This is a genomic window from Variovorax sp. VRV01, from assembly GCF_014852545.1.
In the GTDB taxonomy this organism is placed as follows: domain Bacteria; phylum Pseudomonadota; class Gammaproteobacteria; order Burkholderiales; family Burkholderiaceae_C; genus Variovorax; species Variovorax beijingensis_A.
Map to the genome: position 1 here is coordinate 465,291 of NZ_JACVBS010000002.1, position 13,064 is coordinate 478,354.

A 13,064-nucleotide genomic window follows, 5' to 3' on the forward strand; every position below is an offset into this window, starting at 1 on the left:
CAATACGACACGAGGCCGTGCAGAACAGCGGAGCGCGCGATTTTAGGGGCGTTTCTTGAAGACGATTTTCAAAGGGCCTCGGCAATGGCCTTGCCAAGGTCGCTGGTGCTCGCCTTGCCGCCGATGTCGGGCGTGCGCGGCGCTCCGCTTTGGGGCGCCAGCACCTTTTCGATGGTGGAAAGGATCGCGTCGTGCGCGTTCTTGTGGCCCAGGAACTCGAGCATCATCGCGCCGCACCAGATCTGTCCGATCGGGTTGGCGATGCCCTTGCCCGCGATGTCGGGCGCCGAGCCGTGCACCGGTTCGAACAGCGAGGGCGTGGTGCGCTCCGGGTTGAGGTTGGCGCTGGGCGCGATGCCGATGGTGCCGGTGCACGCAGGGCCGAGGTCGGACAGGATGTCGCCGAACAGGTTGCTGGCCACGACCACGTCGAAGAAGTCGGGCCGCTGCACGAAGTGGGCCGTGAGGATGTCGATGTGGAACTTGTCGAGCTTCACGCCCGGATAGTTCTTCGCCATTTCGGCCACGCGCTCGTCCCAGTAGGGCATGGTGATGGAGATGCCGTTCGACTTGGTGGCGCTCGTCAGGTGCTTCTTTGGGCGCGACTGTGCGAGCTCGAAGGCGAACTTGAGCACGCGGTCGACGCCCACGCGCGACATCACGGTTTCCTGCACCACGATCTCGCGCGGCGTGCCTTCGTACATGCGACCGCCGATGCTCGAGTATTCGCCTTCGGTGTTCTCGCGCACGATGTACATGTCGATCTCGCCGGGCTCGCGCGGCGTGCCGTCGCGCCGCACCACGGGGGCCGTGATGCCTGGCATCAGGCGCGCGGGACGCAGGTTGATGTACTGGTCGAATTCGCGGCGGAACAAGAGCAGCGAGCCCCAGAGCGACACGTGGTCGGCAATCTTCTCGGGCCAGCCGACTGCACCGAAGTAGATGGCGTCATGTCCGCCGATCTGGTCCTTCCAGTTGTCGGGCAGCATCTTGCCGTGCTTCTCGCAGTAGTCCCAGCTCGAGAAGTCGAAGTGGTCGAACTTCAGGTCGATGCCGAACTTGCGCGCCGCGGCATCCACCACGCGCAGGCCTTCGGGCATGGTTTCCTTGCCGATGCCGTCGCCGGCGATGACTGCGATTCTGTGGGTGGTCATGGTCTGGTTCCTTCTTGCTGGAGAGGGGAAGTGAAGAACTGGAGCGCCTCGGCGAGCAGTTCGCGCGGGGCTTCCTCCGGTACGTAGTGGCCGCACGGCAAGGCGCGGCCCGAAACCCGGGCGGCGCATTCGCGCCAGAGCGAGAGCACGTCGAAGCATCGGCCCACTGCGCCGTGCTCGCCCCAGAGCACGCGCAGCGGTTGCGCAAGCTTGCGGCCGGCGGCGATGTCGGCGCGGTCGTGCACGAGGTCGATGGTCGCGGACGCACGGTAGTCGCCGCAGATGGATTCGGCCGTGCCCGCAATGGCCGCGCAGCGCTCGTACTCGGCCAGCACCTCGGGCGCGAAGGGCGCGAGCCCCGCGTGGCGCCCGCCCATCACGCTGCGCACGTAGCGCACCGGGTCGGAGGCGATCAGGGCCTCGGGCAGCGGCGGCGGCTGGATCAGGAAGAACCAGTGCCAATAGGCGCGCGCAAAGGCCTCGGTGGTGTTCTCGTACATCGAGAGCGTGGGCGCGATGTCCAGCAGCAGCATGCGGTCGACGGCCGCCGCATGGTCTGCGGCCAGCCGATGCGCGACCCGCGCGCCGCGGTCGTGGGCCAGCACGCCGAAGCGCTCGAAGCCGTGATGGCGCATGGCGGCGAGCGCATCGAGCGCCATCTCGCGCTTGCTGTAGGCCATGTGATCCGCATCGTCCGCAGGGCGGCCGGAGTCGCCATAGCCGCGCAGGTCCACCGCCACCACAGTGAACTGCTCGGCGAGCACCGGCGCCACGCGGTGCCAGATCAGGTGCGTCTGCGGATGCCCGTGCAGGAGCAGCAGGGGCGCGCCGCGCCCGCCGATGCGGCCATGCACACGCACGCCGTTGCGCTCGATGTCGAATTCGGGAAAGTCGAAGAAGGAAGCAGTCACGCGGCGATTGTGCGTTGCGCTCCATCGATCATCAAGCAACAATCGACCAATTCATACTTTCCGATTTGGCATGAATCCACTGTCGATGGACCGCGGCGATCTCGAACTGGTGCTGGCCATCCGCGACCAGGGAAGCCTGGCGGGCGCCTCCGCCACGCTCGACGTGGTGCCCTCCGTCGTGACCAAGCGGCTCGGCGCGCTCGAGGCGCGGCTGGGCCAGCGGCTGTTCGAGCGCACCACGCGCCGGCTCAGCGTGACGGCCGAGGGAGAAGCGGTCTGCCTGCATGCCAGGGCGCTGCTCGAAGGCTTTGCCGCGCTCGAAAGCGAGCTCGGCGAGCGGCAGAACGAACTGGTCGGCACCATCCGGCTGGCTGCGACCTTCGGCTTCGGCCGGCGCTGGCTCGGCCCTGCCCTGGCCAGCTTCCAGGCGCGCCATCCCGGGCTGCAGATCGAATTGCTGCTGACCGAGCGGCTGCCCGACCTCGGCGCCGAAGGATATGACGGCGCGCTCTGGCTCTGGGCCGTGCAGCAGCGCCGCGCGGCCGACTGGGTCACGCGCCGCATTGCGCGCAACCAGCGCGTGCTCGCCGCATCTCCTTCATATATAGAACGGCGCGGCCTGCCGGCCACGGTCGACGCGCTGGCGGCGCACGACTGCCTGGTCGCACGCGAGAACGGCGAGGTCAACCAGCACCAGTTCGCGCTGTGGACCCTGCGCCATGCGCGCGACGGCAGCACCGCGCGCGTGCGCGTCCAGGGTCCGCTGACGAGCAATTCGGGCGAGATGGTGCGCGACTGGTGCCTGGCCGGCCACGGCATCATGCTGCGCAGCCTGTGGGACATCGCACCGCAGCTGGCTTCCGGCGTGCTGGTGCGCGTGCTGCCCCACTACGCCATGCCCGATGCCGACATCCACTGGATCGCGCCCTGGCGCCCCAAGACGCCGCGCCGCGTGCGGCTGCTGCTCGACCACCTGGCGGAACAGTTTCGCGGCGAGCCCTGGAAACCCGGCAAGGCCGGTGCGCCGCGCTGAAGAAAAAGCAAAGGCGGCTCAGCGCTCGCTGCGCACCACAAGGCTCACGCCGGCTGCGGTGAGCCCGATGCCCAGCAAGGTCACCAGTGTGATCGGCTCGGCGAACAGCAGCCAGGCCATCACCGCGGTGCACGGCGGCACCAGGTAGAGCAGGCTCGTGACGGCGGTGGCCGTGCCGCGCTGGATCAGCATGTAGAGCAGCGAGCTGCCGCCGAGCGACAGCACCAGCACCGACCAGGCCATGGCGCCGGTCGAATGCGCGTTCCATTCGATGCCCTGCGATTCCATCGCCGCAAAGGGCAGGCACACGATCAATGCGGCCACCATCTGCACGGCGCTCGCGCTGCGCACGTCGCAGGGCGCGACGAAGCGCTTCTGGTACAGCGTGCCCGCCGTGATCGAAAGGAGCGCCATCACCGCAAGCGCCATGGTCAACGCACTGACCTCCGATCCCTGCCCGAACTTGCGCGACACCACGAGCACCAGGCCCGCAAAGCCGAGCACCAGCCCGGCCCATTGGCGCTGCGAAATGCGCCCGCCGTTGAACGACAGCCAGACGGCGGTCAGCACCGGCTGGATGCCGACCAGCAATGCCACCAGCCCCGCGCCCATGCCCGCATGCACCGCGGCCCAGACGCCGCCCAGGTAGCCGGCCTGCATCAGGACGCCGGTGACCGCCAGGTGTCCCCACTGCGCACGCTCCTTCGGCCAGGGGACCCGCGCAAGCGCGACCCAGAGGCAGAAGCACACAAGAGAAAGCGCAAAGCGCACGGCCAGGAACTTGAGCGGCGGCGCATAAGGCATGCCATAGCGCGCAACGATGAAGCCCGTGCTCCAGATGAGCACGAAGACGGCCGGCATGGCACGCAGCCAGCTTGCGCCGCGGGCCGCAGCCACGCTCATTTCGCGCGGGCCCGGATTTCGGGGATGGCCTTCTGCAGGTAATAGACCATCGACCAGATCGTGAGCACGGCCGAGATCCAGATCAGCCACTGCCCCCAGAGGCCGGTGTCGATGATCTTGAAGAGATGTCCGTCATAGAGCAGGAACGGAATCGCGACCATCTGCACGGTGGTCTTGACCTTGCCGATCATGTGGACCGCCACGCTCTTGCTGGCGCCGATCTGCGCCATCCATTCGCGCAGGGCCGAGATCGCGATTTCGCGGCCGATGATGATCAGCGCCACGAACACGTCGGCCCGGTTCAGGTGCACCAGCACCAGCAGCGAGGCGCAGACCAGGAACTTGTCGGCCACTGGATCGAGGAAGGCGCCGAAGGCCGAAGTCTGGTTGAGCTTTCGCGCCAGGAAGCCGTCGAGCCAGTCGGTGGCCGCGAAGACGATGAACATGACCGTGGCGATCAGGTTGCGCATCGGCTCGGCCATCGGCAGGTAGAACACACCAACGATCAATGGAATCGCGACGATGCGCGTCCAGGTCATGATGGTCGGGAGGGTCCAGAACATGCGGGCGATTGTGTCATGCGCGAGAGGCGGAACCGAAAGCTGGGGGCAATCGGCCTCAATGCAGTGCGCGATAGATTTCCTCGGCCAGGTCCGTGGCAATGCCTTCGACCGACGCGATGTCCTCGACGCTGGCCGCCGCCACGCCGCGGATTCCACCGAAGCGCTGCAGCAGGCGCGCGCGGCGCTTCGGTCCGATGCCCGGAATGTCTTCGAGCTGGCTGCCGCCCACGCGCACCTTCGCGCGTTTGGCGCGCATGCCGGTGATGGCAAAGCGGTGCGCTTCGTCGCGGATCTGCGCCACCAGCATCAGCGCCGCGGAATCCTTGCCCAGGTAGACCTTCTCGCGGCCATCGGCGAACACCAGTTCCTCGAGGCCGACCTTGCGGCCCTCGCCCTTCTCGACGCCGACGATCAGCGACAGCGGCAGGCCCAGTTCGCTGAACACTTCGCGCGCCATCGACACCTGCCCCTTGCCGCCGTCGACAAGCACCAGTTCCGGCATGCGCGCGGTCCGGGTCTTGGGCGATGCGCCGCTGCCATCGCTCTCGGCGTCGCCCGGCGCCAGCGCCTCGGTCTCGGCCGCCATCGCCTCGGCCAGCTTGCCGTAGCGGCGGTGCAGCACCTGGCGCATCGCGGCGTAGTCGTCGCCGGGTGTGATGCCCTCGATGTTGTAGCGGCGGTATTCGCGGTTCTGCATCGTGTGGTGCTCGAACACCACGCACGAAGCCTGCGTGGCCTCGCCCGCGGTGTGCGAGATGTCGAAGCATTCGATGCGGAAGTTGTCGAGGTCGTCCGGCGCGAGCTCGAGCGCATCGGCCAGCGCGCGGGTGCGCGCCTGCTGCGAACCTTCTTCCGCCAGCAGGCGGGCCAGTTGCAGGCCGGCGTTGGTCTCGGCCATCTCCAGCCAGTGCCGGCGCTGCTCGCGCGGCTGGAACACCGCCGTCACGCGCGCGCCAGCCTGCTGCGAGATCGCCTCGATCAGCTCGCGGCTCACCAGGTGGCTCAGCACCAGCGTGGCGGGCACGGGCACGTCGATGTAGTGCTGGGCAATGAAGGCCTCGAGCACCTGCACCTCGATCGGATCGGCCAGGGCGGGCACTGCGCCCTCTTCCGCATCGAGCTCGCCATGATGGATCTGCGCGGCGTCTTCCACGTGCACCGGAAAATAGGCGCGGTCGCCCAGGTGCCGTCCGCCGCGCACCATCGCCAGGTTGACGCAGGCCTTGCCGCCCTGCACCTTGACGGCGAGGATGTCGACGTCCTTGTCGGAAGCGATCTCGATCGACTGCTGGTGCAGCACGCGCGAGATCGCCGACATCTGGTTGCGCAGCTCGGCCGCCTGCTCGAACTCGAGCTTCTCGGCGTGCTCGGTCATGCGCGCCTCGAGCTTCGAGAGCACGAGCTGGGTGTCGCCCATCAGGAAGGCTTCGGCGCTGGCCACGTCCTGCGCATAGGCCTCGGGCGTGATGTAGCCCACGCAGGGGCCGGTGCAGCGCTTGATCTGGTAGAGCAGGCAGGGACGCGTGCGGTTGGCGTACACCGTGTCCTCGCAGGTGCGCAGCCTGAACACCTTCTGCAGCAGCTGGATCGATTCCTTCACCGCCCAGGCGCTCGGGTAGGGCCCGAAGTAGCGGTGCTTCTTGTCGACCGCTCCGCGGTAGTAGGCCAGCCGCGGAAACTCGTGCGAGGCGATCTTCAGGTAGGGATAGCTCTTGTCGTCGCGGAACAGGATGTTGTAGCGCGGCTTGAGCGTCTTGATGAGATTGTTCTCGAGCAGCAGCGCCTCGGCTTCGGAGCGCACCACGGTGGTCTCCATGCGCGCGATCTTGCTGATCATGTGGCCGATGCGCGTGCCGCCATGGCTCTTCTGGAAATAGTTGGCAACCCGCTTCTTGAGGTTGCGCGCCTTGCCCACGTAGAGCACCGCGCCGGCCGCATCGAAATAGCGGTAGACGCCCGGCAGCTGCGGCAGGGCCGCGACTTCGCTGAGCAATTGATCGGAATGCACGTCTGACATGGCGGCTATTGTGGCGCGCACGCCAGGCCCGCATGGCCAGCCTGCGAGGAAACCCCGATCGGCCTGGAATGAATTGTGCTGATGATGGCGGGCGCGAGGAGCGCCTGTGTCATTTCATCAAGACTACTCGGGGAAACTCTCCATGAAGAAAAACATCCGGACGGGCGCCTGGCTGGCACTGTCTCCGATCGCGCTGGCATTGACCGTGGCCGGCTGCGGGGGCGGCGGCAGTGGCGCACAGGACAACGCCGCCCTGGTCGCGACGATCGCCGCCATCAACGCGGCCAACGCCAACCGGCCCGTCCCGCCGCCGCCCGAAACCGACAAGGGCTGCCTGATCGGCGACGGCGGCACGCCGGTCGTGGTGGGTTCCGGCGACCCGGGCGACCCGGCGGCACCCGAGCCCGCCTCAGGCTACGTCGTCGGCCACAAGCTGGTCTACGCGAAGAACTACATGGTGGTGGCCAACCATCCGCTCGCCACGCGCGCGGGCTGCGACATCCTCAAGGCCGGCGGCAGCGCGGTCGACGCGGCGGTGGCGGTGCAGGCCGTGCTGGGCCTGGTCGAGCCGCAATCCAGCGGCCTGGGCGGCGGCGCGTTCATGCTTCACTACGACGCGGCGACCAGGAAGCTGCAGGCCTACGACGGGCGCGAAATGGCGCCGGCTGCGGCAACCGAGAACTACTTGCGCTGGATCGACGACGTGGCGGACCAGAACCCGCCCAAGCCCAGCGCCCGTGCGAGCGGCCGTTCCATCGGCACACCCGGCGCGGTGCGCATGCTCGACATCGCCTACAGGGACCACGGCAAGCTGCCCTGGAAGGACCTCTTCAGCTACGGCATCACGCTCGCCGCCGACGGCTTCCCGATCGGCGGACGCATGGCCGCCGCCATCTCCGGCTCGGCCGCCAGCCTCAAGCGCGACGCCGAGGCCACGGCCTACTTCTTCAACGACGACGGCACGCCGAAGGCGCTGGGCACCAGGCTCAGGAACCCGGCCTACGCGAGGACCCTCGGCACCATCGCCACGCAGGGCGCAGACGCGTTCTACACCGGCGCCATTGCACAAGGCATCATCGACAAGATCGGGATCACGGCGGCCGTCGACGGTTCGGCCATCACGCCCGGCAAGACGACCATGGCCGACATGGCCGGCTATGTGGCCAAGCGCCGCGAACCGGTCTGCGGCACCTACCGCGACTACTACGTGTGCAGCATGTCGCCGCCGTCGTCCGGCGGCATTGCGGTGGTGCAGTCGCTGGGCATCCTCGAAACCTTCAACCTGGGCCTGTACAAACCCACCGCCATCGACCTCGAAGGCGGCAAGCCGGCCGTGATGGGTGTGCACCTGGTGAGCGAGGCCGAGCGCTTGGCCTATGCCGACCGCGACAAGTACGTGGCCGACACCGACTTCGTGCCGCTGCCCGGCGGCTCGGTCGACACCATGATCAACAAGCCCTACCTGCAGAAACGGGCCAGCCTGATCAGCCTGTCGGCGAGCATGGGAACGGCGCTGCCGGGCGACCTCGGGAGCGTGCCCCTGGGCATCGACAAGACCGAGGAGCACGGCACGACGCACTTCACCATCGTCGACAAGCAGGGCAACGTCGTCACGATGACCACCACCGTCGAGAGCACGCTCGGTTCGTTCCACATGACCCAGGGCTTCATGCTGAACAACCAGCTGACCGACTTCGCCTCCAACCCCGACGACACCAGCGTCACCCCGAGCGTGAAGGTGGCCAACCGCGTCGCTCCCGGCAAGCGACCGCGCAGCACGATGGCGCCCACGATGGTGTTCAGGAAGAACAGCGACGGCAGCATGGGGGAGTTCGTGATGGGAACCGGATCGCCGGGCGGCGGCACGATCATCCAGTACGTGGTGAAGACGCTGGTCGGCGCGCTCGACTGGGGCCTCGATGCGCAGCAGGCCACCTCGCTGGTGGACTTCGGCGCCTCCAACAGCAAGACCACCAACGTGGGCGGCGAGCATCCGGCCATCGACACTTCGGACTCGGGCAACAACGACCCGCTGATCACGGGGCTGCGCGCGCTCGGCCACACGGTGGGCTTCGGGGCGCAGTCCAGCGGCATCAGCACCATCATCCGCACGAACGTGGGCGGCAAACCCGTGCTCACCGGCGGCGCCGATCCGCGGCGCGAAGGCATCGTGCTGGGAGATACCTTCACACCTTGACCGAAAACGCCCGCCCTCTCCGCGAGAGGGCGGCGCCTATCTGGCGAGCTCGCTCACCAGCCGGTACAGGAACTCGCGGCCGTCGTAGAGCCGCTGGATCTCGATGCGCTCGTCCAGCCCGTGGGCGCGTGCATCCGCCGGGTCGAGGAACATGCCCGTCACGCCGTACATCGGGATGCCGGCGTTGCGCATGAATCGGCTGTCGGTGGCGCCGGTGCTCATCGCGGGAACCACCGGCACGCCCGGCCACATGGCCTGCGTCACCGATTCCACGGTCTTCACCAGGTCGCCGTTCAGCGGCGAGGCCGGGCTGCGCAAGGGCTTGCCGAGGTTGCGCACCACGATCTTGTCGTTGCCGACGGCCTGGGTCAGCAGGCGCTCGACTTCGTCCGGGTCGTCGTGCGGCAGGATGCGGCAGTTGACCGTGGCCTTGGCCGACTGCGGCAGCGCGTTCTCTGCGTGGCCCGCCTGCACCATGGTCGCCACGCAGGTGGTGCGCAGCTGCGCGTTGTAGGCCGGGTTGGCCGAGAGCCGCTCGATCACCGCGGGCTCGGGGTTGCCGCCGCCGACGGCGCGCATGTCGTCGGCCAGCTGCCCTGTGGCAAACGGCGCGCTGCGTGCGAAATAGGTCCTGGTGACCTCGCCCAGCTTGACCGGGAACGCATAGCTGCCCAGGCGCTCCAGCCCCGCTGACAGCGCGTAGATCGGGTTGTTCCTGGTCGGCACCGAGCTGTGGCCGCCGACGTCGCGCGCCTCGAGCATGTAGGTGGTGTACATCTTCTCGGCCACCTGCATGCGGTGCAGGTTGGGCTTGCCGCCGCGCAGCTCGCCGCCGCCGCCTTCGTTGATGCCGAATTCCGCCTGCAGCAGTTCGGGCTTGTTGTTGATGAGCCAGAAGGCGCCGTTGCTGAGCGCGTCGCCGCGCTCTTCGTCGGCCGTCAGCGCCAGGATGATGTCGCGGCTGGGCTTGAAGCCTTCCTGCCTGAGCTGTCCCAGCACCGACACCAGCGCCGAGGCCATGGCCTTGTCGTCGATGGACCCGCGCGCCGTGAAGTAGCCGCCGGTTTCCTGCAGCTTGAACGGATCGGTCTTCCAGTCCTCGCGCCGGGCCTCGACCACGTCGATGTGGGCCAGCAGCAGCAGCGGCTTCTTGCTGCCGTTGCCCTTGAAGCGCAGCACCAGGTTGCCCTTCTTGGGGAAGGGCTCGAAGATCTGGATGTCGCCAGGCGCAAAGCCTGATTCGACCAGGCGCTTTTCCATCGCGCGCGCCGCGAGCGTGTTGTCGCCCACCGAATGGCTGGTGTTGATCTCGATCAGCTCCTTGTAGATGTCGTGGAAGCGCTGCTGCTGCGGTGTCAGCGACGGCGTCGTCTGCGCCGAGGCGCCGGCCAGGCCGCCCAGGGCCAGGGAAAGCGCGAGCACTGTTTTCGCCACACCGGGTGGACCAAAGAAACCAAGGGAAAGTGGCGAACGGCGGCGGATCGGCAAGCGCATGGTTTCTCTCTCCGGATGTTGGGTGCCGGCCAGCATACCAAGCAAGCGCCGGGTCTCGCCGAGGCCGAAGACGGGCACACTGGCGACCATGCAATGGGACATTTTCTGCAGGGTCATCGACAACCACGGCGACCTCGGCGTGTGCTGGCGGCTGTCGAGCCAGCTGGCTGCCCTCGGCGAGCGCGTGCGCCTGTGGATCGACGATGCCACCGCGCTGCACTGGATGGCGCCCGCCGGCTGCGAGGGCGTGAGCGTGATCGACTGGCTCGAGCCCGCCGCCGTCCGGCAAGCCGTGGCCGCCCCGCCGCCCGACGTGCTGATCGAGGCCTTCGGCTGCGAACCGGCGCCCGAACTGATCGCGCGTTTTGCCGAGCCGCAGGCCCCGGGCGAGCCGGGCCGGGCGTGGATCAATCTCGAATACCTGTCGGCCGAGCCATACGTCGAACGCCTGCACGGCCTGCCCTCGCCCGTGTTCAAGGGGCCCGGCATGGGGTTGACGAAGCGCTTTTTCTATCCGGGCTTCACGCCCGCCACGGGAGGCCTGCTGCGGGAGCCCGGCCTGCTGGAGCGAAGAGCACGCTTCGACCGCGCGCAGTGGCTGGCGGCGCAGCAGATTCCCTGGCGCGATGGCGAACGCCTGGTGTCGCTGTTCTGCTACGAGCCGCCGGCGCTGGCCGCCCTGCTCGAGCAGCTGGCGGCAGGTTCGCAGCCCACGCGGCTCCTGGTCACCTCGGGCCGCGCGGCGCATGCGGTCCGGGCGTTCTTTGCCGGCAGGAAACAGCCGGACCAAGGGCTCTCGGGACTGGGCGCGCTATCAATTTCATACCTGCCCTATCTCACGCAGGCCGATTTCGATCACCTCCTGTGGGCCTGCGACCTGAATTTCGTGCGCGGCGAAGACTCGCTCGTGCGGGGCCTGTGGGCCGGCGCGCCGCTGGTCTGGCAGATCTACCCGCAAGATGACGACGCCCATCACGTCAAGCTCGGCGCCTGGCTCGACTGGCTGGGCGCCCCGCCGTCGCTGCGGCAGTTCCACAATGCCTGGAACGGGTTCGACAGCAGCCCCCTGCCCCCTCTTGAAACACAGGGCCCATGGCACGAAACCGTGCGGGCTGCCCGTGAAAGGCTGGGCGCCCAGGAGGACTTGGTCACGCAATTGCGGCATCTGGTCGCCGGAAAAAGCTAAAATAGTGGGCTTTGCGGATTTCGGCCCGGATTTACACAGATCCGAGATGCTCTCCGCCAAACCTGCCGCGGGACATGTACCGCGGGGCCAATGATGCCGGCAAGAATGCCGCCGACGGCTCCGCGCACCGAGCGGCCAACATCCAGAGAACCTGATATGAAAATCGCTCAAGAAATCCGCGCCGGCAACGTCATCATGCACGGCAAGGACCCGATGGTCGTCCTCAAGACCGAATACAGCCGCGGCGGCCGCAACTCCGCCACCGTGCGCATGAAGCTCAAGAGCCTGATCGCCAACTTCAACACCGAAGTGGTCTTCAAGGCCGACGACAAGATCGACCAGATCGTGCTCGACAAGAAGGAGTGCACCTACTCCTACTTCGCCGACCCGATGTACGTCTGCATGGACACCGAGTACAACCAGTACGAAGTCGAAGCCGAGAACATGGGCGACGCCCTCAACTACCTCGAAGACGGCATGCCGGTCGAAGTGGTGTTCTACGACGGCAAGGCCATCTCGGTCGAACTGCCGACCAGCGTCGAGCGCGAAATCACCTGGACCGAGCCGGCCGTCAAGGGCGACACCTCGGGCAAGGTGCTCAAGCCCGCCAAGATCGCCACCGGCTTCGAAGTGCCGGTGCCGCTGTTCGTCTCGCAAGGCGACAAGATCGAAATCGACACGCGCACCGGCGAATACCGCAAGCGCGTCTAAGTTCTGCACCTGCTGGCTGGCCAGCAGCCAGACGACGAAGGCTCCGCAAGGAGCCTTTTTCCGTTGATGGGCTTACCCTTCTGCCCATGAACACGTCCGCCAGCGTCCGCACCGAGATCGATGGGCCGGTCAGCACCATCGTCATGAATCGCCCGAAGCAGCGCAACGCTGTCGACCGGCCCATGGCCGAGGCGCTGCGCGCCGCCTTCGAGCGCTTCGAGGCCGACGAGAGCCAGCGCGTCGCGGTGCTCTGGGGCGAGCACGGCACCTTCTGCGCCGGCGCCGACCTGGGCGCGGTCGGCGACCCCGCGCGCCGCAATGAACTCGACCCCGAGGGCGGCGGCACGGGTCCGATGGGCCCGACGCGCATGGCGCTTGCGAAGCCCCTGGTCGCCGCCATCAGCGGCCATGCGGTGGCCGGCGGCCTGGAGCTCGCGCTGCTGGCCGACCTGCGCGTGGCCGAGGAAGACGCCGTGCTCGGCGTGTTCTGCCGGCGCTGGGGCGTGCCGCTGATCGACGGCGGCACGGTGCGGCTGCCGCGCATCGTCGGCATGGGCCGCGCACTCGATCTGATCCTGACCGGCCGGCCCGTGAGCGCCCAGGAAGCGCAGGCGATGGGCCTGGTCAACCGCGTGGTGCCGCCAGGCCGCGCACGCCCCGAGGCCGAAGCGCTCGCGCGCGAGATCGCGTCGTTCCCGCAGCAATGTATGCTCGCGGACCGCGATTCCGCCTACGCCCAATGGAACCTGCCGCTGGCCGGTGCGCTGCGGCAGGAAGGCCGGCTTGGCGTGCCGATCGTCGCGGCCGAGGGCGCGGCCGGTGCCGGGCGCTTCGTTCGCGGCGAGGGGCGCCACGGCACCTTCTGAGCCGCGGAACACCGCATCCCCCACGCTGC

The 13,064-nt window shown here is 67.8% G+C and carries 11 protein-coding genes; 5 read left to right on the forward strand and 6 right to left on the reverse strand.

Annotated features, from left to right (window positions below):
- Window positions 1-68: 68 nt before the first annotated feature.
- On the reverse strand, window positions 69-1,154 hold the full coding sequence (locus IB278_RS05965) for a tartrate dehydrogenase (protein WP_012746930.1): 1,086 nt from the start codon (window positions 1,152-1,154) through the stop codon (window positions 69-71).
- Window positions 1,151-2,065 (reverse strand): alpha/beta fold hydrolase, encoded by a 915-nt coding sequence (locus IB278_RS05970; RefSeq protein ID WP_145745931.1) that lies wholly within the window; start codon window positions 2,063-2,065, stop codon window positions 1,151-1,153. Before IB278_RS05970 ends, IB278_RS05965 begins: the two co-directional genes overlap by 4 nt.
- Window positions 2,066-2,135: 70 nt before the next feature.
- Between IB278_RS05970 and IB278_RS05975 the strand changes: the two genes are divergently transcribed.
- Window positions 2,136-3,098: a LysR substrate-binding domain-containing protein gene (locus tag IB278_RS05975; protein WP_225612743.1), complete on the forward strand. Its 963-nt coding sequence runs from the start codon at window positions 2,136-2,138 to the stop codon at window positions 3,096-3,098.
- Window positions 3,099-3,116: 18 nt separating this feature from the next.
- On the opposite strand, the gene IB278_RS05980 is transcribed toward IB278_RS05975, so the two are convergent.
- The 3 genes from IB278_RS05980 to uvrC are packed head-to-tail and all read right to left on the reverse strand — an operon-like array spanning window position 3,117 to window position 6,581.
- On the reverse strand, window positions 3,117-4,001 hold the full coding sequence (locus IB278_RS05980; RefSeq protein WP_145745933.1) for a DMT family transporter: 885 nt from the start codon (window positions 3,999-4,001) through the stop codon (window positions 3,117-3,119).
- On the reverse strand, window positions 3,998-4,564 hold the full coding sequence (pgsA, locus tag IB278_RS05985; RefSeq protein WP_145745934.1) for a CDP-diacylglycerol--glycerol-3-phosphate 3-phosphatidyltransferase: 567 nt from the start codon (window positions 4,562-4,564) through the stop codon (window positions 3,998-4,000). Before pgsA ends, IB278_RS05980 begins: the two co-directional genes overlap by 4 nt.
- Window positions 4,565-4,619: 55 nt before the next feature.
- Window positions 4,620-6,581, reverse strand: a complete 1,962-nt coding sequence (gene uvrC, locus IB278_RS05990; RefSeq protein ID WP_192322943.1) for an excinuclease ABC subunit UvrC — start codon at window positions 6,579-6,581, stop codon at window positions 4,620-4,622.
- Window positions 6,582-6,723: 142 nt separating this feature from the next.
- Here uvrC and IB278_RS05995 point away from each other — a divergent pair, with 142 nt between their 5' ends.
- The gene (locus IB278_RS05995) at window positions 6,724-8,778 is read left to right on the forward strand and encodes a gamma-glutamyltransferase family protein (protein WP_145745936.1); all 2,055 of its coding nucleotides are present in this window, start codon (window positions 6,724-6,726) and stop codon (window positions 8,776-8,778) included.
- A 36-nt stretch (window positions 8,779-8,814) separates the two neighbouring features.
- Here IB278_RS05995 and IB278_RS06000 read toward each other — a convergent pair whose 3' ends face one another.
- Window positions 8,815-10,272: a M20/M25/M40 family metallo-hydrolase gene (locus IB278_RS06000; protein WP_192322944.1), complete on the reverse strand. Its 1,458-nt coding sequence runs from the start codon at window positions 10,270-10,272 to the stop codon at window positions 8,815-8,817.
- A 22-nt stretch (window positions 10,273-10,294) separates the two neighbouring features.
- Between IB278_RS06000 and earP the strand changes: the two genes are divergently transcribed.
- From earP to IB278_RS06015, 3 genes are all read left to right on the forward strand, one after another.
- Window positions 10,295-11,458 carry an elongation factor P maturation arginine rhamnosyltransferase EarP gene (gene earP, locus IB278_RS06005; RefSeq protein ID WP_412556317.1) on the forward strand — a complete coding sequence of 388 codons (1,164 nt, stop codon included), beginning with the start codon at window positions 10,295-10,297 and terminating at the stop codon, window positions 11,456-11,458.
- 156 nt (window positions 11,459-11,614) lie between these two features.
- Window positions 11,615-12,169, forward strand: coding sequence for an elongation factor P (gene efp / locus IB278_RS06010; protein WP_012746921.1), 555 nt, complete (start codon window positions 11,615-11,617; stop codon window positions 12,167-12,169).
- An 86-nt stretch (window positions 12,170-12,255) separates the two neighbouring features.
- Window positions 12,256-13,035: a crotonase/enoyl-CoA hydratase family protein gene (locus tag IB278_RS06015; RefSeq protein ID WP_192322945.1), complete on the forward strand. Its 780-nt coding sequence runs from the start codon at window positions 12,256-12,258 to the stop codon at window positions 13,033-13,035.
- Window positions 13,036-13,064 lie beyond the last annotated feature (29 nt).